The organism is Bacillus sp. DNRA2 (assembly GCF_012843265.1).
Lineage (GTDB): Bacteria > Bacillota > Bacilli > Bacillales > Cytobacillaceae > Bacillus_BU.
Genome location: NZ_JABAIT010000008.1, coordinates 117,833 through 140,170, shown reverse-complemented (window position 1 = coordinate 140,170; position 22,338 = coordinate 117,833). Strand labels below are relative to the sequence as shown.

Genomic DNA, 22,338 nt, shown 5'->3' with positions numbered 1-22,338 from the left:
ATTAAGGAGATGAACCATGTTAGCAATATTGAAAACTAGAAAAGGTATCATATACGCATCGATTGGAGTACTCGTCCTTATCACTGCTATCGTGATAAGTGTAACGATTTTAAACAAGGATGTAGTAGCGGAGGTAAATGGAGAAAAAATCTCGCAGACAGAGCTAAATAAACTCCTAAACGATACGTATGGTGATGATATATTAGATTCATTAATCTCGAAAAAATTAATTGAGCAGGCAGCTGCCAAAAAAGATTTATCAGTATCTAAAAATGAAATTGATGAAGAATTCAAAGCGCTTCAAGAATCCTATGGTGGCGAAGATGCGTTTAAACAAACGATCGCGTCCAGTGGTGTGACTGAAACACAGGTTAGGGCAGATATTAAAAACTATCTTTTAGCTGAAAAAATTCTAAAGCCTGGTATTAAAGTTAGTGATGAAGAGATAAAACAATATTTTGAAGATAACAAAGACTCGTTTGCAACATCTGAACAAGTGAAGGCAAGCCATATTTTAGTAGAGGATGAAGCAACGGCCAACGAAATTAAGGTGAAGCTTGTCAATGGAGAAGATTTCGCAAAGCTTGCGAAGGAGTATTCAACTGATACAACCACGAAGGAAAACGGTGGTGATCTTGGTTATTTTTCGAAAGGTGATATGGTTGCAGAATTTGAAGAGGTGGCATTTACGCTTGGTGTTAATGAAATTAGTGCACCAGTTAAAACGGATTACGGTTATCACATCATTAAAGTAATCGATAAAAAGGCAGCACAGGAAGCTAAATTTGAGGAACATAAAAAAGAAATCAAAGAGACGCTAACCGATGAAAAGCTTTCTAGCGAATATACAAAATGGCTTGAAGATGCAAAGAAGGATGCGAAAATTAAAAAATATTAAAACAGCTCGAGAATATTGGACATCCCCATTCTATCGTAATTCTCCTCAGCATATATTGGTAAAAAAACATAGGGGAGATGTCGGTGAGGGAATTAGAGAATCTGACAAAAATTCGTGTTCGATTCATATATATCATTCTTACTAGTTTGATGGCAATTGTCCTGATTCGGTTCGGTTATATGCAACTGATATACCAAAAAAATATTGTCACCTTCGTGCAAATTGATCAAACAGCTCATGAGCTAAACCGTCCCATTATTGATGAGGTTAAGAATAGCTTTGCTGTAAATTTAGACGGTTTTAAAGAAGAATCAACTGATGATATAATCAATAGTGGTAAAACAGATGTCGCGTCACTATCTCTCCTTGATATCGTGTATACGAGTTGTAAGAATGGCTGTTATGGACGCCCGGCTGTCTATTTACACGATGATAAAGGCTATATTTTTTATAAAAATAATGATGGAGAAAATACGCTCCTTGAAATAATCCGCAGTAGTGACAGGTGGAAAATTAGCGAAGCTTTTGAGAAAACTAGCGAATAGCTTCAGAAAATTAGGGATGACATGGCTCATCCCTTTTTATATGGGTTTATCCTTCGTTGTACCAAAATATTCCAATTTTTCCAACGTAAATGAACAAATTATTAACAAACTATTTCTGCAAGATTAAACTTTTGGGATAAAGCAAAAAAACGGTTGAACGTTCTAGTAATTCGTTTTACCTTGAATTTAGAAGTATTTTTGGTTTTCAAACATTTTTTAGGCTAAACTGAATTTTATATTTAAATGAATCGTATGTACTAAAACAGGCAGGTGTTTTTTATGAAAATTTTAATGATAGAAGATAATGAGAGCGTTTGTTCGATGGTTGAGATGTTTTTCTTAAAGGAAGGAATCCAGGGCGAATTTGTCAATGATGGTCGCGAAGGCTTTCAACGCTATAAAGACGGAGTATGGGATTTGTTAATCGTTGATTGGATGCTCCCTAATATGGATGGAGTGACCATTTGCCGCAAGATTCGTGAAGAAGATAAATCCATTCCAATCATTATGCTAACGGCTAAAGATTCAGAATCAGATCAGGTATTAGGGCTCGAAATGGGCGCCGATGATTATGTTACAAAGCCATTTAGTCCGCTTGCTTTAATGGCACGGATAAAGGCAGTTTCTAGACGAGTTGGGGCCGTCCAGAAAAATGACGAGGATCAGCTCAATCATTTTCTTGAGACGCAAATGTTTAAAATCAGCAAAGAAACACGGGAAGTCTTCTTAAATGGTGAGCTAATCTCAAATTTAACACCGAAGGAATTTGAATTGCTTTATTATTTTATCGAGCATCCCCGCCAAGTATTTTCTAGAGAGCAGTTACTCGAGCGCGTTTGGGGTTACCAATATTATGGCGATGAACGTACCGTCGATGTTCATATTAAGCGATTACGGACAAAAATTGGTACTGCCAAACAACCATTTCTGCACACGGTATGGGGAGTCGGCTACAAGTTCGACGAATCGGTGGTAGAGGATGAGGCTTAAATATATTTATCAGCTCTTTATCAGCCATTTAAGTATACTCGTTGTAGCTTTTCTCATTCTCAGTCTTGTCTTTACTAATTTAGTTGAAAACTTTGTTTATCGTAACAAGGCAGAGGAATTAACGAATTACGGTGAGAACATTCTCCATCAGTTTCAGCGAATTCCGGTAGGCCGTGAACAGATTTTAGGCCAATACAGCTCGGTATTAAAAGCCAGAAATATAACGTTTATTTTATTCGATGAACGAGGAATTGTTGTTTATCCTGTTATGGGAAGAATACCAGAGATTGAATTCGATAAAAGGGAATGGCAGCAAATCGCGAACGGGGAAAAGCTTGTCGTTAAGCGTGATACTCGATATGATCAGGATGTTTCGTTGGTGGCCGTCCCTTATCTTCAGTCAGGTCGGTTTGTTGGCGGCATATTATTGCTAGCACCTGTAAGTGGTACTCGGGAAATGATTAGTGAAATTAACCGGTATTTGCTTTATACAGTTGGTATTGCATTGACAGTCACGTTATTGTTGAGTTGGATCCTTTCTAAGTTTCATGTTAGGAGAATTCAAGGAATTCGCGATGCAACGTCGATGGTTTCTGCTGGGAACTACGATGTCCAATTACCATCATCAGAATTTGATGAAATTGGCGAATTGGCAAACGATTTTAATAAAATGGTGTCAAAATTAAAAAGCTCCATGGATGAGATTGAAAGCTTAGAGAATCGCCGCCGGCAATTTATGGCCGATGTCTCACATGAAATGCGGACACCGTTAACTACGATTAGTGGTGTAATTGAGGGAATGCGTAACAAAATGATTTCTGAACAAGACAAAGAGAAGGGCATCAGTCTCGTCAGCAAAGAAACAAAACGGTTAATCCGCCTCGTCAACGAAAATTTGGATTATGAGAAAATCCGTTCAAATCAGGTTAAATTAAACAAAGAGGAAATTCAGCTAACCGAATTGCTCGAAATCATTAAAGAAACCCTGCTGTTTCAAGCTGAAGAAAAAAATAACCACATTTTAATTGATGCGGACGAAACTGCATCCGTATTCGCCGATTATGACCGATTAACGCAAATATTAATCAACATTGCTAAAAACAGCATCCAATTTACAAGCGATGGAACGATTACTCTACGAGGCCATAACAATAACGATTATTCGGTGATTGAAATTGAGGACACTGGTGTGGGAATCCGCGCTGAGGAAATCGAAGCAATCTGGCGTCGTTTTTACAAAGCTGATCTATCTCGAAAAAATAACCCTTACGGTGCGTTCGGTCTCGGTTTGTCAATTGTCAAACAGCTAGTCCAGCTTCACGACGGTGAAATAACCGTTACAAGCATAGAAGGGGAAGGTACAAAATTCACGATTAAAATCCCACTTAAACATTCTTAAATCATCCTGTTTACTAAGCCAAGCATCCTTTTGGGGGTGCTTTTTTTGTTTAATTGTTGATTTCAATTTGATAGAAAAATAAGCGGACAAATTCCGTTTAAATTGGGAAATACCTATATTTCCTTAAAAATAAGGGGAGTTTTTCCGCTTATTTGATCTAAATCTATTTATTTTGTTCTATTTTGAGCTGTTAATCGGAATCTCTCCGCTTATTTGGGCTATTTGAGCCACCTTCTTTTACAGTAGACGGAAATTCTCCGCTTATGAATTCTCATAATTACAGGAAAATCAACTATGAAGAATAACATAGCCTTTCGTTTAATTTTTTGGGCTGTGTTAAAGCAGAATGTTGTTTTTTGGCATAGTTGATTGGAGTGGAAGGCGCGAAGACTCCTGCGGGAGCAGCGGGACAGGTGAGACCCCACAGGCGCTTTTAGCGCCGAGGAGGCTCACCGCCCGCCCCGCGGAAAGCGAAGCGCCTGGAACGGAAAACAACGGACACATTTAACACAGCCAATTTTTTAAAAAATGATATGCGAGTAACAGTTGAACCCAATTGTTCATTCCCGGTGTTAACAGTAATGAATTGTTTCATATCTCTTAATCATCTCTTACCAGTTTGTTAATAAGTTGGTCATATTTTATCGATAAGATGATATCAGATGAAATTATGTTGATTATTCACAAAAATTGTCAGTTTAAATACATGGAGGGTTGTAGGATGGAAAATTATGAAGGAATGGACCGTCAAGTAGTTGTGAAAAAAAGTTCGAAGGGAAAGCAATTCCTAGCTACATTAACCGGAGGAATGATTGGATCTGTGCTAACCGTAGCATTCATCGCAAGTCCATATTCAGAAACAGTGTTAAATAAGTTAAATCTAGAAAATCTATCACAATCGATTCCAAAGATTGAAGCAAAGGATGAGGTTGCGAAGGAAACTACTACAGCAGCAGTTACAGCACAAGCTTCTAATGGAAGTAGCCAGGCAAACTTCTCGTCACTTGCTGATATGGTTGAATCCGCATCGAAGTCGATTGTTGGAGTAACAAATATTCAACAAACAAACAATCGATTTGCCAATGGGAACCAGACAGTCGAAAGTGGGACAGGCTCAGGGGTGATTTTTAAAATAGTCGGAAACTCAGCCTATGTTGTAACCAATAATCACGTCATCGAAGGAGCGAGTCAGGTTGAGATTACATTAGACGATGGACAAAAGACATCAGCAAAAATAATCGGAGCGGATGCGTTAACAGACTTGGCTGTATTGGAAATTGATGCGAAATATGCTAGCAATGTCTTAAGTTTTGGTGATTCTAGCACGGTTCGAGCCGGGGATCAAGTTGTCGCTATCGGTAATCCACTTGGTCTTGATTTATCTGGTACGGTAACTCAAGGGATTGTCAGTGGTGTCGATCGTTCTATGGCAGTATCAACTTCAAGTGGAGAATGGGATTTGGATGTAATCCAAACAGATGCAGCAATCAATCCAGGCAACAGCGGAGGGGCTCTATTGAATACGTCAGGTCAAGTCATCGGAATCAATAGTTTAAAAATCTCCGAAAGCGGTGTTGAAGGTTTAGGTTTTGCAATCCCAAGTAATGATGTTATTCCGATTGTAAATGAGTTGATTACAAACGGTAAAATCACACGACCATATTTAGGTGTTAGCTTGGCAGACCTTGAGCAAATTCCGGCGCAATATCTGCAGGACCTTCCTGAGAAGATTACCAAAGGAACAATGGTGACGAATATGGATGCGAATTCCGCCGCAAGTAAAGCGGGACTCAAGGTCCAGGATGTAATTGTTTCATTCAATGGTAAAGACATCGAAGGGGCGAGCGATTTACGGAAGATTTTATACACCGAATTGAAAGCCGGTGATAAGGTGAAGATTGGCGTATACCGCGACGGAAAAACCGAAACAATTACCGTTTCGTTAACTGAATAGTAAGTGGAAATGTGTCGAATTGGTGGAATCGGCAAATAAAAGGGCAAAATCGGCAAATAGAACCCCGAAATCGGCTAATAAGATCGGGTAATCGGCAAATAGAATGCGAGATTCAAGCATCGATTCATTTGAAAGGAGGTGAACTGAATGAAAAAAAGATTGATATGGTTGATTGGAATGGTAGTAGCGCTATTTATTGTATTCCAATTTTCAAAGATGGTTTTCTTTCACCTTGGACAAGGAACAAGTCAAGTAGGCCAGCAGGTCGTAATCCACAACTTTGCAAATAGTGCAGGTTACAATCATTTCGACGGACCGCACCACACAATGGTCATGCAGCAGCGAATGGGAGGTTATCAAGCTCATCACCCAGGCTCGTTCTTACCATTTTTACTTGACTTAGGTATCATCATTGCCGGAATTGCCCTCTTCAAATTCGCAAACAAAAAAACATTGGTGAAGGGGATTGGTGCATTACTAGTTTTCATTGGACTTTTGATGCTGTTCCCTAACTGGCTTGCGCTATTGTTTATCGTGATTGGTGGTTATTACTGGTATAAATCTCGAGAAAATGCAGATGTTTCGATAGATGTTTCAAATGAATATGTGTCTGTGTCAACGCAAAAGCTAGACTTCCTAGATGAATGGGAACGGACAATTAATAAGGAGGATAAATAAGAATGGGTATTTTTAAAAGAATAAAAGGAATCGCTCTTGCTGATATCAACAATGCCATTGATAAAATGGAGGATCCGGTAAGTATGCTGAAGCAATACTTACGGGACTTAGAAGGTGAAATCGAAAAAGCAGAACAGGCATTATCTAGCCAGTTATTTATTGAAAAGAAATACGAATTGCTTATTGCGGAGTCTGAAAGTGTAATTGAGAAGCGAACACGCCAAGCTCAACTTGCAGTTACACGCAACGAGGAAGAAATTGCTAAACTAGTTTTCATTGGACTTTTGATGCTGTTCCCTAACTGGCTTGCGCTATTGTTTATCGTGATTGGTGGTTATTACTGGTATAAATCTCGAGAAAATGCAGATGTTTCGATAGATGTTTCAAATGAATATGTGTCTGTGTCAACGCAAAAGCTAGACTTCCTAGATGAATGGGAACGGACAATTAATAAGGAGGATAAATAAGAATGGGTATTTTTAAAAGAATAAAAGGAATCGCTCTTGCTGATATCAACAATGCCATTGATAAAATGGAGGATCCGGTAAGTATGCTGAAGCAATACTTACGGGACTTAGAAGGTGAAATCGAAAAAGCAGAACAGGCATTATCTAGCCAGTTATTTATTGAAAAGAAATACGAATTGCTTATTGCGGAGTCTGAAAGTGTAATTGAGAAGCGAACACGCCAAGCTCAACTTGCAGTTACACGCAACGAGGAAGAAATTGCTAAATTAGCACTACAAGATAAAATTACGAATGAGAATAAACTCATTCAAACAAAGGCAGCATATGAAACCATTAAGCAACAAACGACTAGTCTGTATGCACAAGTAAAACAATTACAAGATACTTACGAGCAATTACTGCAGAAAAAGCTTGCGTTAATTGCCCGCGCGAATGCTGCTCAAGCAACACAACATGTTAACCAAACCTTAGTATCATTCTCACCACAAAATGCAGTAAAAGGTTTTTCACGGATGGAAGAGCAAATATTAAATCTTGAGGCGAAAGCAACGGTTGCGCAGTCCATTACAGAAATGAAGCGGCCACAAGAAGCGATTTTCTTGGATAAAATCCTTCAAGATGAGGTTCAAAAGGAATTAGATCGGCTTAAACAACAATCCCAGCAGGAAATAGTATAAAAACATAAAAATCCCCATTGCAACTTGAATTATGCAAAGGGGATTTTTATGTTAGATAGGTAATAAATGCAATGGTAACATCAGTTTACCGTCTAACATAAATCAATTTGTCTTGTTTTTCTTTGACGACACCGATGATTTCTGCAATGGCATGTCCACGTTTATGAAGCGCTTCGATATATGCTGCGGCTTCAGCTTCATCAATCGCAACGAGCAATCCACCAGATGTTATCGCATCACAAAGGACTAGTTGTTCATCTAATGTAATATCCTCGTAATTCACATCGTTCTCAAGCCACTTATGATTAGCTTTTGAACCTCCAGGGACGACACCGCTTTTGGCGAGTGCGAAAGTACCTTCAAGGACAGGAACCTTTGACAGTTGAATTTCTAAGCTAACATTACTGCCTCTTGCCATTTCACTGCCATGACCTAGCAATCCAAATCCTGTAACATCGGTAACGGCCGTTGGATGAAAATCTTCGAGTGCTTCTGCAGCAGTCTTGTTTAACATCGCCATCGTTTCAGTAACGATTTCTTCCTGCTCAAGAGTGACAGCACTTCGTTTTATTCCAGTGGTAATAATCCCGACACCAATAGGTTTGGTAATTACCAAGACGTTTCCAGGTTTTGCACCAACATTTTTCCATATTTTATCAGGATGGACGATTCCTGTTACGGATAAGCCGAATTTCGGCTCTTGATCGTCGATGGAATGTCCTCCAACAGTGACAGCTCCACTTTCTTTTACTTTATCAGCAGCACCGCGCAAAATTTCTGCAAGTATATCCGGGCCAAGCTTTTTAACCGGATAACCAACAATGTTTAAAACAGTTTTTGGCTTACCGCCCATTGCGTATACATCACTTAAGGCATTGGCAGCGGCAATTTGTCCAAATTTATATGGATCATCGACAATCGGCGTAAAATAATCAAGCGTTTGAATTAACGCAATCGAATCTGTTAATTGGAATACACCGGCATCATCGCTCGTTTCGTGCCCAACTAATAACTCAGGGACAGGAGCTTGCTCAGGCAATAGGCGCAAAACTTGCGCCAAGTCCTCAGGACCAATTTTGCAGCCTCAGCCAGCTTTCGAAGATAATGAAGTTAGGCGAATTTTTTCTTGTTCACTCATGTAGTTCCACCTCCATTGAATAGTATACCTTTATTTATCCATTCTCGCACATAATTAAAACAGATGGTTTGCTAGTTGAAACAGATTTATACTACAATGACGATACCATATGCTTAATTTTTTGGAAGAGGAGAAAGATTGATGAAGAACTATGTTGTAAAAATTGAATTTTGCATGATGTGAAACTATGCTCCAAAAGCTGCGAGTGTCGCAGAAGACTTATTTACTCATTTCCGAGGTCAAATTGAAAAAATGGAACTTGTACCAGCTTCTGGTGGGATCTTTGAAGTTACCGTAAACGATGAAAAGATCTATTCCAAAAAGGAAACAGGAAGATTCCCGCGTTCCAATGATTTAATAGAAAAAATGAATGGTTAACTTGATTGTACAGACTGATTTTGATGAGAAATCAGTCTTTTTTCATATCTGTTAATTTAGAAATATGTGTGACAACTCTATCTTGATTTTTTAAATGGTGGAAATATTGGTATAATAGCTATTGTATCTTTTCTTGGAGGGGATTAATTGAAACATTTATTACGATCATTACCTCCTGTTCATGAGCTGCAAAAGGATTCACGGTTTGTCCATATCGAATCGGAGTACGGCCTTACGACAGATTATGTAACTGGAATGATGAAGCAAACACTTGATAGCATCAGAGAAGAAATATTAAACGCCAGTTGGAACGGTTCAGCCCCTGGAACTGAGCAGTTTTTAGCAGAAATCTTCAAGCGTGCTGAAGCGCAAGTAAAAACTAGAATAAGTTATACTTTAAAGCGGGTCATAAACGCTACTGGTACAATTTTACATACAAATCTTGGTCGAGCTAGATTGAGCGATCAAGCGGCAGCCCATGTTGCTAATGCTGCCCAAAATTATTCAAACTTAGAATATAAAATAGAAGAGGGAGAAAGAGGGTCTCGTCACATTCATGTAGAGACATTAATCAAAGAAATCACAGGTGCCGAGGCTGCTATGGTTGTTAACAATAACGCTGCAGCAGTTTACCTTGTTCTTAGAGCCCTTGCTTTTGAAAAAGAAGTAATCGTATCCCGAGGCCAATTAGTCGAAATTGGCGGCTCGTTTCGAATTTCATCGATAATGGAAGAAAGCGGTGCAAAGTTAATTGAGGTGGGGACGACAAACAAAACGCATTTATATGATTATGAAAATGCGATTAACGAACATACAGCGATGCTTTTAAAGGTACATACGAGTAATTTTAAAACGATTGGCTTTACCAAATCGGTGGATACGAAGGAATTAGTTAATTTAGCCTATAAACATGATCATGTCATTTTTTATGAAGACCTTGGTAGCGGTGTGTTATTTGATTTTCAAAAATACGGAATTGGTGATGAGCCAGTCGTCGGTGAAGTTTTGCAAACAGGCGCTGACATTGTCTCGTTTAGCGGAGACAAGTTGCTTGGGGGTCCACAAGCCGGTATCATTGCCGGGAAAAAATCCCTAATTGATAAATTAAAGAAACATCAACTCGCTCGCGTCCTTCGTGTTGATAAGATGACTTTAGCAGCACTAGAGGGTACTTTAATAGATTATGTTAAAGGTGGTAACGAACTACGCAATATCCCGACGATTCGTGATTTGCTGGTTTCTAAAGAAGATATTCAAGAAAAAGCAATGCACTTCGTCGATCAAATCCCTAAATCCTATCAAAGTAAAATAATAGAAGGAACTAGTCAGGTTGGAGGCGGAACAATGCCGGATGTTGCACTGCCAACTTACGTAGTTGCCCTGAAACATCGTGATTTCACTGCCGAGCAGTTAGCGAGAAAATTGCGAACCGAACACGAACCAGCGATCATTGTTCGAATTCAAAATGAAGAAATACAGCTCGACTTAAGAACGGTTACCGAAGAAGAAGCGGAGTTAATCTTGATTGCTTTATCAAAGGTTGCAAATGGCGAATAACGCCATTGCAACCTTTTTTCTTTTATATTGGCGAATTTGGTTTTGCCAATCGTACCCCCTAACTCGAAAATAATCATCCCAGGGGTTACAAATACAAGCTAATCGTACCCTCAAACTTGATATTAATCATCTTAGGGGTAACGAAAAGAGTTTAATCGTAACCCCTAGTTACCACAATAGCATGCTAGGGGTAACGAAGACCTCAAAAACACCATTCAATTATCGTACCTACCCGATGTTACATGTCATGATGCTGATTATGTTTTTGTCTGGTATGGTTGCGATTTTTTACTTTATGTGAACCACTTAATGGCTCTGGTTGTCCACTGTTACCACTTTTTGGAGCATTTCTGCGCATATCTTTACCATCATTTTTGTTCATATTCATCCCTCCTAAATATAGGGTGTGAATTCGTCTAATGATTATACTGAATATTTCTTTTAAAAATTGCACAATTTAACGGTAACCTTGAAATAGGAGTGAAATAATGCATGCCTTATCATAAGAACAAACAACAAGCGTTTCAGGCAGCACAGCAGGGAATAGAAGATGTGCAAGGATTATATACTGAAATCGTTCAGGATGGAGCTAGCTACGGTCATCAGTTGAAGCATCTCAAAAACGAAGTTAATGAAGCATATCAGCAAATTGAAAATGCACTAGAGGTTGCATCAGATCATCAGCGGGCACAACTCGAGCGGTTCCGTTCCGATTTGGAAACCATTATCCACGAAGTGAATTTACCAGATAATTAAACGAAAAGCGGTCACATGAGTGGCCGCTTTGTTATGTTATTGGTTCTTCTTCCTTTTTTTATTATTCAACTTTTGTTTTTCTGTTAAAGGTTCATTGGCAAATTCTTCGTTATAACCGACGCCCATTCCTTGCGATTTAGCGGCATTCATACCCGGTATGACATGGTTTGCTTTACGCTTTGACAATATTTTCACCTCCCATGGTAGTTTTTCCTTTACAATAAATGTCATTCAGAAGTTATTATATTATATAAAAATAATGTTTTCGTATAACAATCGATGGAGTGAGCATCTATACCATCATAAATTATCAAGTTTTTATCGATTTTAATGTTAATTATCTTCAATACAATAAGAAAAACTTATATAAAGCAATAACTTTCTTGTTATTTACTTATAACGCGCAATGTATTAAAATTGGAATTGCGAGAAAAGTTCGGATGGGTGAAAATTCAAACTTTTCGACAATTAACCTTGTTTTGGTATAATTGAATACGAATAGGGGGTAATACATATGTCAAAAAATGATGTTTTAGCAAAAAATGATGTATTCCAATCACGTACATCATTTGAACTGAACGGCAAAAAGTACAACTATTATCGATTAAGCGCACTTGAAGATGCAGGTCTTGGTAACATTTCAAGATTACCATACTCAATCAAAGTGTTGCTTGAATCTGTGTTACGTCAATATGACGGACGCGTTATCACAAAAGAACACGTTGAAAACCTTGCTAAATGGGGTACTAGCGAAGTTAAGGAAATCGACGTACCTTTCAAGCCTTCACGTGTAATCCTTCAAGACTTCACTGGGGTACCTGCAGTAGTTGACCTTGCATCTCTTCGTAAGGCAATGGCTGATATGGGCGGAAATCCTGATGCGATTAACCCTGAAAAAACGGTTGACCTAGTTATCGACCACTCTGTACAAGTTGACAACTACGGTTCACAAACTGCTTTAGAAGCTAACATGGAATTAGAATTTGAACGTAACGCTGAGCGTTATCAATTCTTAAGCTGGGCTCAAAAAGCATTTGATAACTATCGTGCAGTTCCACCTGCAACTGGTATCGTTCACCAAGTTAACCTTGAATATCTTGCTGATGTTGTACATGTTGCAACTACAGAAGACGGCGAATTAGAAGCATACCCAGATACATTAGTTGGTACGGACTCTCATACAACTATGATCAACGGTATCGGCGTTCTTGGTTGGGGTGTTGGTGGTATTGAAGCAGAAGCTGGAATGCTTGGACAACCTTCATACTTCCCAGTACCAGAAGTTATTGGTGTTAAATTAGTTGGTGAGCTTCCAAACGGAGCTACTGCAACTGACTTAGCATTAAAAGTTACTCAAGTTCTACGTGGCGCTGGCGTGGTAAATAAATTCGTTGAGTTCTTCGGACCTGGCGTTTCTTCATTACCATTAGCTGACCGTGCAACTGTTGCTAACATGGCTCCAGAATACGGCGCAACATGTGGATTCTTCCCGATCGATGGTGAATCATTAGCATACCTACAATTAACTGGTCGTGACGAAGAAGCAGTTAAAGTTGTAGAAAAATATTGTAAAGAAAACGGCTTATTCTTAGATCCAAGTGATGAGCCTGTATATACTAAAGTTGTTGAAATCGATCTTTCTGCGATTGAGGCTAATCTTTCTGGTCCTAAGCGTCCACAAGATTTAATTCCTCTTTCTCAAATGAAAGAAACTTTTGTTAACCAAATCAGTGCTCCACAAGGCAACCAAGGTTTCGGTTTGACTGAAGCTGAACTTGACAGAGAAATCACTGTTAAGTTTAACAATGGTGACGAAACTGTAATGAAAACTGGTGCTATCGCAATCGCTGCAATCACTAGCTGTACTAACACTTCTAACCCATACGTACTTGTAGGGGCTGGTTTAGTTGCTAAAAAGGCAGTTGAATTAGGTCTAGAGGTTCCTAAATTCGTTAAAACTTCATTAGCTCCTGGTTCTAAAGTTGTAACTGGATACCTTCGTGATTCTGGCTTACTTCCATACCTTGAGCAATTAGGTTTCAACACAGTTGGTTACGGATGTACTACTTGTATCGGTAACTCTGGTCCATTAAAAGACGAAATCGAAAAAGCTGTTGCAGATAGCGACTTATTAGTAACTTCTGTTCTTTCTGGTAACCGTAACTTTGAAGGGCGTATTCACCCACTAGTAAAAGGTAACTACCTAGCATCTCCACCACTTGTTGTGGCATATGCACTTGCTGGTAACGTAAATATCGATCTTCAAAACGATTCACTTGGTAAAGATAAAGATGGCAACGATGTATTCTTTAAAGACATTTGGCCAACAACAGCAGAAGTTAACGAAGTTGTTAAACAAACTGTTACACCTGAATTATTCCGTAAAGAATACGAAAACGTATTTGGCGACAACGCTCGTTGGAACGAAATCAAAACTAGCAATGAGCCATTATACACTTGGGATGCGGATTCAACTTACATTGCGAATCCTCCATTCTTCGAAGGCTTAAAAGCTGATCCAGATGAAGTTAAACCTTTAACTGGCTTACGTGTAGTTGGTAAATTCGGTGATTCAGTAACAACTGACCACATTTCACCAGCTGGTTCAATTGGTAAAGATACTCCAGCAGGTAAATACTTGACTGAAAAAGGCGTTTCTCCACGTGACTTCAACTCTTATGGTTCTCGCCGTGGTAACCACGAAGTTATGATGAGAGGTACATTCGCTAACATCCGTATCCGTAACCAGATTGCTCCTGGTACTGAAGGTGGATTAACAACTTACTGGCCAACTGGTGAAGTAATGGCAATCTTTGATGCTTGCATGAAGTACAAAGAAAACGGAACTGGTCTTGCAATCCTTGCTGGTAACGATTACGGTATGGGTTCTTCTCGTGACTGGGCTGCTAAAGGTACTAACCTATTAGGTATCAAGACTGTTATCGCTCAAAGCTTCGAGCGTATCCACCGTTCAAACCTAGTGTTAATGGGAGTTCTTCCGCTTCAGTTCAAAGCTGGCGAAAGCGCTGAAACACTTGGCTTAACTGGTAAAGAAACAATCGAAGTTCAAGTTGATGAAAATGTTAGACCTCGTGATATGGTAAAAGTTACAGCAACTGACGAAGCTGGCAACAAGAAAGAATTCGAAGTTCTTGTTCGTTTCGACTCAGAAGTTGAGATCGACTACTACCGTCATGGTGGTATCCTTCAAATGGTATTACGCGAAAAAGTTAAAGCTGCTAAAGCTAACTAATCGTTAAAAGGCACCCGATAATTAGTTATCGGGTGCTTTTTTTTGGGATAAATTAATACCCGTATAGGTATTTCGTTAATTTGTCACATTTAAATAGGTAAACGGCTTTGTTATATTAAGTTTTTTAGGTTAAAATATTTTCAATAGTAATAATTTAGAGGAGGCGCAGCATGATTAAAAAAGTAATTGCTGCAGTCGTCATTGTAGCCTTATTTGCTGTAGCAATGGTACAGGCAATGGGGAAAGACGACCAAGATAATTCAGGGAAAGAGGTTGGTTTTGAAATTGGCAATACACCGCCCGATTTTGAACTTAAAACCTTAGCCGGAGATACAGTTAAGTTATCTGATTATAAAGGCAAAAAAGTCATGTTAAACTTTTGGGCAACTTGGTGTCCGCCATGTAAAGCTGAAATGCCAGATATGGAGAAGTTTTATGAAGGAAATAAAGATCGTGTTGAAATATTAGCAGTTAATATGGATACTACAAACGATGTTGAAGGTTTTGCAAAAGAATACGGTATCACTTTTCCGATTCTGTTAGATGAAAAAAATGAAGTGAATCGCGACTACGGAATTGTTTCTATTCCAACCACATTCTTTATTGATGAGAAGGGTGTTATTAAACAAAAAATTAATGGCTCGATGAAACTCGAAGATATGGAAAAAAACACTAAATAACTCTTAAAGCTAACCATGATATTTTGGTTAGCTTTTTTGTTGTTGACACTTGAACGAAAAATTCGCATTTTTTTACAATTTTGTTTTCATGATTATTAACATAAAAAATACTTAAAATAATTTTCAAAAAGTTGTAATAATTGAAACCGTTTTCGGAAAGAATAACTGATACAATAACATTAAGGAAGGTGAATATGATGAGAAAACCAAGAAAACGCTCCTTCGCAGAGTTAGTTTCCGAAAACAAGCGTCAGTTATTAAATGACCGTGTTGCGATGGAAAAAATCGAAGATCGCATTGAAGAAAAAAGATTGGAAAAAGCAGAATAAATTTGGATGCATTTCCTAACGAAGTTCCTTTCATAAATGGGTAAGCTATTTATGAGGAGGGATTAATATATGGGCAATCAGAAGAAGAGAAGTCAGGCTTTTGTTCCAGAAACCCTAGGTACGCAACCCCGAGGATTTGGAGGCAATAAAGGGAAGCAAATGCAGGATACATCTGGAAAACACGCCCAAGTCATCCAAACTAAAGGGGAATAAATATATCCTTTTACAAGTCAGCCCGCCAAATGGTGGGCTTTATTTTTTATCTTGAATTTCCTTACTTTTCCTCAGATTTTTTTAAGGTTTCGTTACAAACTAATTTTGTATCAAGCTTAACGAAATTGGAGGATGATGAAAAATGGCTCAAAATCGAACTAATCCAGATGATCGTAGTGATAACGTTGAAAAGCTGCAGGAAATGATTGTTCATACAATCGAAAACATGGACGAGGCTGAGGAAGCGTTAGAATTTGCAAGCCCAGAAGAAAAAGCCCAGATTGAGGCGAAGAATGATCGCCGTCGCGAAAGTATTGATGCGATGCGATTAGAAGTAAAAGATGAAGCGCGAGCTCGAAAATAATTAAATGAAGAAAAGATCTATTCAAAGTGAATAGGTCTTTTCACTAATCACCAATTATTTGATAAACTGATCTAATAAATGGATTCTTCGTTGATCCTCAGCAAAAAGTCCGCGTTCGCTAGTTTGCATGAAGAGATAAGATAATCCTTCTATATGATCCCCTATAATTCGTTCAACTGCTTTTGGGAAGCCGCTTTTTGAAAAATGCTCGCTCGGACGAATTTTATTTAATTTATCGACTTCTACTAAGTGGATATTTTTAATCTTTAGTGTATTATTCAACATGATTTTTCCTTGGGCAACAACGGGTGACAGCAAGCATTCCACGCCTATCCGATTTAGTGCTTTCCTGCTTAAAGCATGAGGGACTGCCACCATCGATCCAATTCCTAAATCCTTATGGTCATAAGCCAAATTAACAGCATATTTTAATGCCGTGACAATATTTAATGGAAAACGTAAATCTAAATAGTAATCCAAATTATTGAGGGTTAAATCAATTCCATTTGAAATCGCCTTTGCATAAGGGAATAGATCTTTAGCTGGAATGGGGAAATCTCCATCAATAAATAAGATAATATCACCGGTAGCTAACATGGCTCCTATTGAACGACCAACATCATTTCCAAGTCTAGACTCAATTTCAACTGTCGTTGCTCCGCAGGCTTTTGCTAATGCCGCTGTGTTATCAGTGGTCCCGTTAACAACAACAATAATTTCAGAAGGCTCAATTTTTCGAACCTCGTTTATTACATGCGCAATCGTATGCGCTTCGTTTTGAACGGGAATAACGACAGAAAGAGATTGACCACCATACAGATTAGAATGGTTAATGATTTTTCTACCAGGCGAAACTCGTAACGTTCTTTGCTGATTAGTTAGATCTTCAATTATCTTTCTGTTTCTATCCCCATCAGCAAAATTACCGCGTGAATTAGTCTTTTCTAGATGTCGATGTAATGCAAATAAATGGTCACCAATCATCCTTTTTTCAGAAATAGATAACTGGATAGGATTCGTTTGATGTAGTTCAGGACGATAGCGATTCAGTTTAATGACTTCAATTGGATAATGTCGAACTGCTAAAGTTGGATTTGACATCAATAAAAGCTGCGCCAGGATGGGGTAAGCCAGATTTTTACTACCAATTTGTTGAATCGCTTTCTTTGTAATGGCGTGGGGGACGGAAAGCGTAGAATTTATTCCAATCGTTGGTTTTTGGATGATGGCGGAGTTCATGACTTGTCTCCACACAGTAATGGAGTGTGGTCGTTTTTTTTCATGAAACAATGATGATAAATCATTTAATACAACATCTGTTTCGCCTGTTAAAATTGGTGATAAAAATAATTCTAGTTGTGCCGTAGGTATTGAAAAATCTGCATCGAGAAAAAGAACTACTTCAGCTTGTGCGGCATCTGCACCAATTGCTCGTCCGACATCGTTTCCGAGCGGGCTGTCTATTTGAATCACTTTTACAATGGGTGAAGAATTTTTCGCAATGTTTACTGTCGAGTCTGTACAACCATTGGCAACGACAATAATTTCAAAGGGGGCTAGTTGTAAGCATGACTGAATAACTTGTGAAATGGTTTCTTCTTCGTTACAAGCTGGAATAACAATCGAAAGTAATCTTTTTTTCAAATCAAACAGCCCCAGTTTTAATTAACCATTGAGTCGTTATTGATATGCTTTGAGTGATAACAATTCTTATATTCGCCATGCTAGGATACTCCTTTATCTAACCGATTCCTGATTACACCACGTGTGTCAATTATATTTTGTGCATGATCGCTTACGAATTGCCAATCTATTGATGTATGATCTGTTAGAACAACAATGATATTAGCAGATTTAATCGTTTGAGTAGTAAGCGGCATAGAATGATAGATTTTGTCATTGATGTTTACAGTGGGAATGAACGGATCATGATATTGCACATCGATGGATGATTCTACTAGCTTTTTAAAAATAACCATTGCAGGTGATTCGCGAAGATCTGCAATGTTTTTTTTGTATGTTAATCCAAGCAATAGCACAGACCTGTTATTTGGTTGATTGGCAAGTTTGCTGTTAATTTTATTGATAATCTCTAACGGTATAGATTGATTAATTTTGTGCGCAGATTGGATTAGTTTACTGGATTGACCATAATGAGAAGCTTTCCACTGAAAGTACAAAGGGTCGACTGGAATACAGTGTCCACCTATACCGGGGCCAGGATAGTAAGGGGTAAAACCAAAGGGTTTTGTTGAAGCTGCATCTATTGCCTCACGAAAATCAATTCCCATTTTCTCGCAAATTAGCTGCAGTTCATTAACGAGAGAGATATTGATTAAACGCTGGATGTTTTCAAACAGTTTTGTCATTTCAGCTACTTTTGGCGAACTTACAGGTACCGTTTTTTGAAATACAGTAGAATAAAATTCGTGTACCTTTGTTTTACAAGTATGGGTTAACCCACTAACTACTTTCGGAATTTGTTCGACTGTTAACGTTAGGTTACCAGGGTCAATCCGTTCTGGTGAATAGCCCAAAAAGAAATCCTTGCCCACTGTTAAGCCTGATGTTGTTAGGATTGGGAGGACCACTTCCTCTAATGTTCCTGGGTAAGTAGAACTCTCAAAAATAACCGTTTGATTACTAGCCAAGTGTTCAGCAATGTACTTAGAGGCAGTGACTAGCGCTGTTAAATCAGGTTTCATTTTTTCCTCGTCAAACGGAGTCGGCACCGTGACAATAATATATGCCACTTCTTGAATTTTTGATGAAGGTAAGCTAGCTTCAAAGCCATATTGTTTGTGTAATGTTTGAATCTCAAAATTTGAAACATCCGTAATATAGCTTGTACCTTCGTTTAACATTTGGATTTTTTGGGGATCTACATCAAAACCATATACTTTGTACCCTTTCCCTGCAAAAAGGATCGCTAGCGGTAAGCCAACAAAGCCTAAACCTATTATTGCTATTTTCGTATTTTCAATCATTATTCTCCTCCAATTAATAATCGAGATATTTCGGATCGGTCCCGATTTCCATCACTGAATCCTCCGCGTTCATCCTTTTTGCTTAATAAAAATTGAAACGCTTCCATGTGATCACCAAATATACGGTCAAAAGCTGGGATTCTTCCTTTTTCGATTTCATGCTCCGATCGACGCCGGTTTGGCTCAACTACATTCACATAATGAACAGCCCTTGGTTCATAACCCATCAGGATTGCTTTTGCTAAAGCCAGTGGAGGGATGATTAAGGAATCGTAACCGATGGATTCAATCACTTGTTTTTTTATTGCAAAAGGTACGGCGGTGAGGGAGTTGTTAAGTAAAGTTGGCATGTTTAAAGAAATATTCAAGAAATATTTTACGGCACTAATGGGGTCGATGGGATAAAAGCGATCTAATAACGATTCCAAATTATTGAGAGCGATATCTGTTCCGTTTTCTACAGCTGTAATGAATGGAACTAAATCTTCTGAAGGAACGATGAAATCCCCATCAACAAAAAGGATGGTTTCACCTGTACAAAATAGAGCGCCAATCGCTCGACCGACATTATGTCCGAGAGCTTTGTTATAAACAATCACGTTTGCCCCTGTAAGACGAGCCTTCTTTATCGTAGTTTCATCGGCTCCATTAGCGACAACAATAATTTCCGTGATTCCTGCATTTTTGACTGATTTTATCACACCTTCAATTGTTGCAGCCTCTTCACCAACTGGAATAACCGCACTCCGCCTTCCTTTAACAGTTAATTTTTGAGGGGTTATCGTTTTTAAGACAGCACGGTTTCGATTCCCTTCTGAAAAGCCTCCGCGAAAACCGCGTTGTTGTAAAAGATAATGGATTGCTGTTAAGTGGTCACCAATAATTCGATTTGTCGTAATAGGGTAGGGGGAGTTCATTTCGATATTTAAATGAATATTTCGCACCTTATTACGATGGATTACATCTATACTTATGGGAGCATGAATGGATAACCCGTTTTCAGCTGCTATTGCTTGTGTGAGCACCGGATCCACTAAATTCCACCAGCCGATCATATTTAAAGCTTTTCTACTTAGGGCATGAGGGATGGCAAGGATGGAATTCACTGAAAGCTGTGATTGTTTGAGCAAATGATTGGTAGCTTGTTTAATGACGGTCGTTGTATGAGGTCTAATGGGCAAACAACTAGACCAAATTAAGTTGTTAAGAGCAATATCATGACCTTGTTTAATACTTTCAACAAAGGGCGCTAATTCTAAGGCGGAAATTGGAATATCTCCATCGAGAAAAAGGATAATGTCACCAATGGAATGATAGGCACCTAGGGCACGACCTGTATCATTGCCTAACGGTAGTGGGTACTCAATGATTTTGCAAGGATATTGATTGAGGCTATGTCTACTAGAATCAGTACACCCATTTAGAATAATAATGATTTCGTCTGGAGTTAGTTTCACCACTTCATCTAGAACGAGGCGTAGGCTATCGGCCTCGTTTTTTGCCGGTATGATGACTGATAGGCGATTCATGGAATTAATCTGACATAAGCGATTTGATCTATGCGTATCACATGGTCAGTTATGTCACCGTAACCTGGAAAAATCGTTTGAACGATTATTAAATTGTCCGTAACATTTTGTAAGATTCCCGTATAATTGTCATCTGAAGTCGCTACATAAATTTGTGTTGATATATAATTAGATAATTTTTCTTGAAATGTCATTAATTTAAACACTCCCTTGTAGTGTGATACCTTGAATATGACGATAAGGAACCAATGTTTCATACCCTAATGTTTCTTGGAAAATGAGAAAGTCTTCTTCAACACTCAAAATCTGTCCTTGTAATGTGCCACCGGTAGTGATGAGTTTTATCTCCATATTCATGTATTCCTTGGCAATTTCTCCGAAGTCCGAATCATTAGGATTAAGGATATTTTGCAGTATGGCTTGAAAATATGATGAGGCTAAATTTTCACGAATGATATTGTTAACAATTTCATCGAAATCATCTACAAAAGCGATTAATGATTCTTGTGTAGAAGCTAGTTGGTTCAAATTTGAATTAATCTCGACTAATTTTTTGAGTAACTCTTGGTTCACCATATCCTTACCATGTGGTTTTTTTGGCAAGCTAAAATCCCCCTTAATTGATAAAATGAGCATTTATGAGCATAAGATTTACTTTGATAACAGAACAAATGTAAAATAGATACATTAGATCATTTAATGCTTGTCTGCTAGGTCTATATGTAACTTATGTTTGGTAAATGAAATTGACCATTACATTTGTCTATTTTTAGCAAAAAAAGTATGAAGGGGACATTTAAATATGCTTGTAGCTACAAAAGAAATTGAGGTGCGATACGCTGAGACAGATCAAATGGGTGTCGTCTATCATGCAAATTACTTAATTTGGATGGAGTTAGGCAGAACCAAACTAATACAAGATCTAGGCTTCAATTATGCGGAAATGGAGAAAGATGGAATCATTTCACCAGTGATTGATATTGAAGCATCTTATAAAAAACCGCTTCGTTACGGAGAAACCGCTATTGTGCATACTTGGATAGAAGAATATGATGGGTTCCGTGTAGCATATGGTTATGAGATATATAATCAAGCTCATGAATTATCAGTAACAGGTAAATCGAAGCATGTATGTGTTAAGCACGACACTTTTCGTCCTATATCTATTAAACGGAAATACCCTGATTGGCATGAGGCGTATGAAAATGCGAAGAAAAAACACCAAATAAACCAAGTTTAAATGAGGGATTTCGATGGCATTTGGGATCAAACGAGAGGAACTTATGGAGTGGAAGCAAAAGGTCGCTGGTGGACAAATTGCTTTTATTACACATTACTGGCTTGATGAGCGGTTTCCTACTAGTAAAACAGTTACAAAAGTTGGCTGTAGGGACATAAACCGCTTAATTGAATGGGGAAATCAGTATGGATTGAAGCCTGAATGGATTGATGCTAGAAATAAAATGTTTCCTCATTTTGATCTTATCGGCGAGAAACAGGTTGAAATATTAACAAAAGAAGGTCTGGTTGATTATATTTGGTAAGG

24 protein-coding genes and 2 pseudogenes are annotated in these 22,338 nt (G+C 38.3%); 18 read left to right on the top strand and 8 right to left on the bottom strand.

Annotated elements, in window-relative coordinates; all coding sequences use genetic code 11:
- Positions 1–16 precede the first annotated feature (16 nt).
- The 8 genes and pseudogenes from HHO41_RS09355 (at position 17) to HHO41_RS09320 (ending at position 7,608) form a co-directional block, all read left to right on the top strand.
- Positions 17–898, top strand: coding sequence for a peptidylprolyl isomerase (locus HHO41_RS09355; protein WP_211171099.1), 882 nt, complete (start codon positions 17–19; stop codon positions 896–898).
- 83 nt (positions 899–981) lie between these two features.
- Positions 982–1,443 carry a hypothetical protein gene (locus HHO41_RS09350; protein ID WP_169097782.1) on the top strand — a complete coding sequence of 154 codons (462 nt, stop codon included), beginning with the start codon at positions 982–984 and terminating at the stop codon, positions 1,441–1,443.
- A 279-nt stretch (positions 1,444–1,722) separates the two neighbouring features.
- The gene (locus HHO41_RS09345) at positions 1,723–2,433 is read left to right on the top strand and encodes a response regulator transcription factor (RefSeq protein ID WP_169097780.1); all 711 of its coding nucleotides are present in this window, start codon (positions 1,723–1,725) and stop codon (positions 2,431–2,433) included.
- A complete protein-coding gene (locus HHO41_RS09340; protein WP_169097778.1) occupies positions 2,423–3,832 on the top strand; it encodes a sensor histidine kinase in 1,410 nt (469 codons plus the stop codon). The genes HHO41_RS09345 and HHO41_RS09340 overlap by 11 nt, the downstream gene beginning before the upstream one ends.
- A 721-nt stretch (positions 3,833–4,553) precedes the next feature.
- Positions 4,554–5,786: a S1C family serine protease gene (locus HHO41_RS09335; RefSeq protein ID WP_169097776.1), complete on the top strand. Its 1,233-nt coding sequence runs from the start codon at positions 4,554–4,556 to the stop codon at positions 5,784–5,786.
- A 147-nt stretch (positions 5,787–5,933) separates the two neighbouring features.
- On the top strand, positions 5,934–6,464 hold the full coding sequence (locus HHO41_RS09330) for a hypothetical protein (protein ID WP_169097775.1): 531 nt from the start codon (positions 5,934–5,936) through the stop codon (positions 6,462–6,464).
- Between the two features lie 2 nt (positions 6,465–6,466).
- Positions 6,467–6,733, top strand: a pseudogene (locus tag HHO41_RS22725) (PspA/IM30 family protein); the annotation flags it as partial.
- A gap of 200 nt (positions 6,734–6,933) precedes the next feature.
- A complete protein-coding gene (locus HHO41_RS09320; protein ID WP_169097771.1) occupies positions 6,934–7,608 on the top strand; it encodes a PspA/IM30 family protein in 675 nt (224 codons plus the stop codon).
- 85 nt (positions 7,609–7,693) lie between these two features.
- On the opposite strand, the gene selD is transcribed toward HHO41_RS09320, so the two are convergent.
- Complete coding sequence (gene selD, locus HHO41_RS09315) at positions 7,694–8,746, bottom strand: selenide, water dikinase SelD (protein WP_169097769.1); 1,053 nt, start codon at positions 8,744–8,746, stop codon at positions 7,694–7,696.
- A 195-nt stretch (positions 8,747–8,941) separates the two neighbouring features.
- Here selD and HHO41_RS09310 point away from each other — a divergent pair.
- Together HHO41_RS09310 and selA are read left to right on the top strand one after the other, a co-directional pair.
- Positions 8,942–9,124: pseudogene (locus HHO41_RS09310) on the top strand (Rdx family protein); the annotation flags it as partial.
- 147 nt (positions 9,125–9,271) lie between these two features.
- The gene (gene selA / locus HHO41_RS09305; protein ID WP_169097767.1) at positions 9,272–10,681 is read left to right on the top strand and encodes an L-seryl-tRNA(Sec) selenium transferase; all 1,410 of its coding nucleotides are present in this window, start codon (positions 9,272–9,274) and stop codon (positions 10,679–10,681) included.
- A 238-nt stretch (positions 10,682–10,919) separates the two neighbouring features.
- Here the strand turns inward: selA and HHO41_RS09300 are convergent, their stop codons facing one another.
- Positions 10,920–11,063 (bottom strand): small acid-soluble spore protein P, encoded by a 144-nt coding sequence (locus HHO41_RS09300; RefSeq protein ID WP_169097765.1) that lies wholly within the window; start codon positions 11,061–11,063, stop codon positions 10,920–10,922.
- Positions 11,064–11,173: 110 nt separating this feature from the next.
- Here HHO41_RS09300 and HHO41_RS09295 point away from each other — a divergent pair, with 110 nt between their 5' ends.
- Positions 11,174–11,437, top strand: coding sequence for a hypothetical protein (locus HHO41_RS09295; RefSeq protein WP_169097762.1), 264 nt, complete (start codon positions 11,174–11,176; stop codon positions 11,435–11,437).
- Positions 11,438–11,473: 36 nt separating this feature from the next.
- Here HHO41_RS09295 and sspO read toward each other — a convergent pair whose 3' ends face one another.
- Complete coding sequence (gene sspO, locus HHO41_RS09290; protein WP_169097760.1) at positions 11,474–11,623, bottom strand: small acid-soluble spore protein O; 150 nt, start codon at positions 11,621–11,623, stop codon at positions 11,474–11,476.
- Between the two features lie 328 nt (positions 11,624–11,951).
- On the opposite strand from sspO, the gene acnA reads away from it, so the two are divergent.
- The 5 genes from acnA to tlp all read left to right on the top strand — a co-directional run bounded on the left by acnA (position 11,952) and on the right by tlp (position 16,276).
- Positions 11,952–14,690, top strand: coding sequence for an aconitate hydratase AcnA (gene acnA, locus HHO41_RS09285; protein ID WP_169097758.1), 2,739 nt, complete (start codon positions 11,952–11,954; stop codon positions 14,688–14,690).
- A gap of 170 nt (positions 14,691–14,860) precedes the next feature.
- The gene (locus HHO41_RS09280; RefSeq protein ID WP_169097756.1) at positions 14,861–15,370 is read left to right on the top strand and encodes a peroxiredoxin family protein; all 510 of its coding nucleotides are present in this window, start codon (positions 14,861–14,863) and stop codon (positions 15,368–15,370) included.
- A gap of 197 nt (positions 15,371–15,567) precedes the next feature.
- Complete coding sequence (locus HHO41_RS09275; protein ID WP_169097821.1) at positions 15,568–15,699, top strand: FbpB family small basic protein; 132 nt, start codon at positions 15,568–15,570, stop codon at positions 15,697–15,699.
- A gap of 69 nt (positions 15,700–15,768) precedes the next feature.
- Complete coding sequence (locus HHO41_RS09270; RefSeq protein WP_169097754.1) at positions 15,769–15,912, top strand: acid-soluble spore protein N; 144 nt, start codon at positions 15,769–15,771, stop codon at positions 15,910–15,912.
- Positions 15,913–16,054: 142 nt separating this feature from the next.
- Entirely contained in the window at positions 16,055–16,276 is a 222-nt protein-coding gene (tlp, locus tag HHO41_RS09265) for a small acid-soluble spore protein Tlp (RefSeq protein WP_169097752.1), read from the top strand.
- 54 nt (positions 16,277–16,330) lie between these two features.
- Here the strand turns inward: tlp and HHO41_RS09260 are convergent, their stop codons facing one another.
- The 5 genes from HHO41_RS09260 to HHO41_RS09240 all read right to left on the bottom strand — a co-directional run bounded on the left by HHO41_RS09260 (position 16,331) and on the right by HHO41_RS09240 (position 21,395).
- Complete coding sequence (locus HHO41_RS09260; RefSeq protein WP_169097750.1) at positions 16,331–17,920, bottom strand: glycosyltransferase family 2 protein; 1,590 nt, start codon at positions 17,918–17,920, stop codon at positions 16,331–16,333.
- Positions 17,921–18,000: 80 nt separating this feature from the next.
- The gene (locus HHO41_RS09255; RefSeq protein ID WP_169097748.1) at positions 18,001–19,263 is read right to left on the bottom strand and encodes a nucleotide sugar dehydrogenase; all 1,263 of its coding nucleotides are present in this window, start codon (positions 19,261–19,263) and stop codon (positions 18,001–18,003) included.
- Positions 19,263–20,792 (bottom strand): glycosyltransferase family 2 protein, encoded by a 1,530-nt coding sequence (locus HHO41_RS09250; protein WP_169097746.1) that lies wholly within the window; start codon positions 20,790–20,792, stop codon positions 19,263–19,265. Before HHO41_RS09250 ends, HHO41_RS09255 begins: the two co-directional genes overlap by 1 nt.
- On the bottom strand, positions 20,789–20,986 hold the full coding sequence (locus HHO41_RS09245; RefSeq protein ID WP_169097744.1) for a hypothetical protein: 198 nt from the start codon (positions 20,984–20,986) through the stop codon (positions 20,789–20,791). The genes HHO41_RS09250 and HHO41_RS09245 overlap by 4 nt, the downstream gene beginning before the upstream one ends.
- 4 nt (positions 20,987–20,990) lie before the next feature.
- Entirely contained in the window at positions 20,991–21,395 is a 405-nt protein-coding gene (locus HHO41_RS09240; RefSeq protein WP_169097742.1) for a hypothetical protein, read from the bottom strand.
- A gap of 199 nt (positions 21,396–21,594) precedes the next feature.
- Here HHO41_RS09240 and HHO41_RS09235 point away from each other — a divergent pair, with 199 nt between their 5' ends.
- Positions 21,595–22,032, top strand: a complete 438-nt coding sequence (locus HHO41_RS09235; protein ID WP_169097740.1) for an acyl-CoA thioesterase — start codon at positions 21,595–21,597, stop codon at positions 22,030–22,032.
- A gap of 13 nt (positions 22,033–22,045) precedes the next feature.
- The gene (locus tag HHO41_RS09230; protein ID WP_169097738.1) at positions 22,046–22,336 is read left to right on the top strand and encodes a hypothetical protein; all 291 of its coding nucleotides are present in this window, start codon (positions 22,046–22,048) and stop codon (positions 22,334–22,336) included.
- The last annotated feature ends 2 nt before the right edge of the window (positions 22,337–22,338 follow it).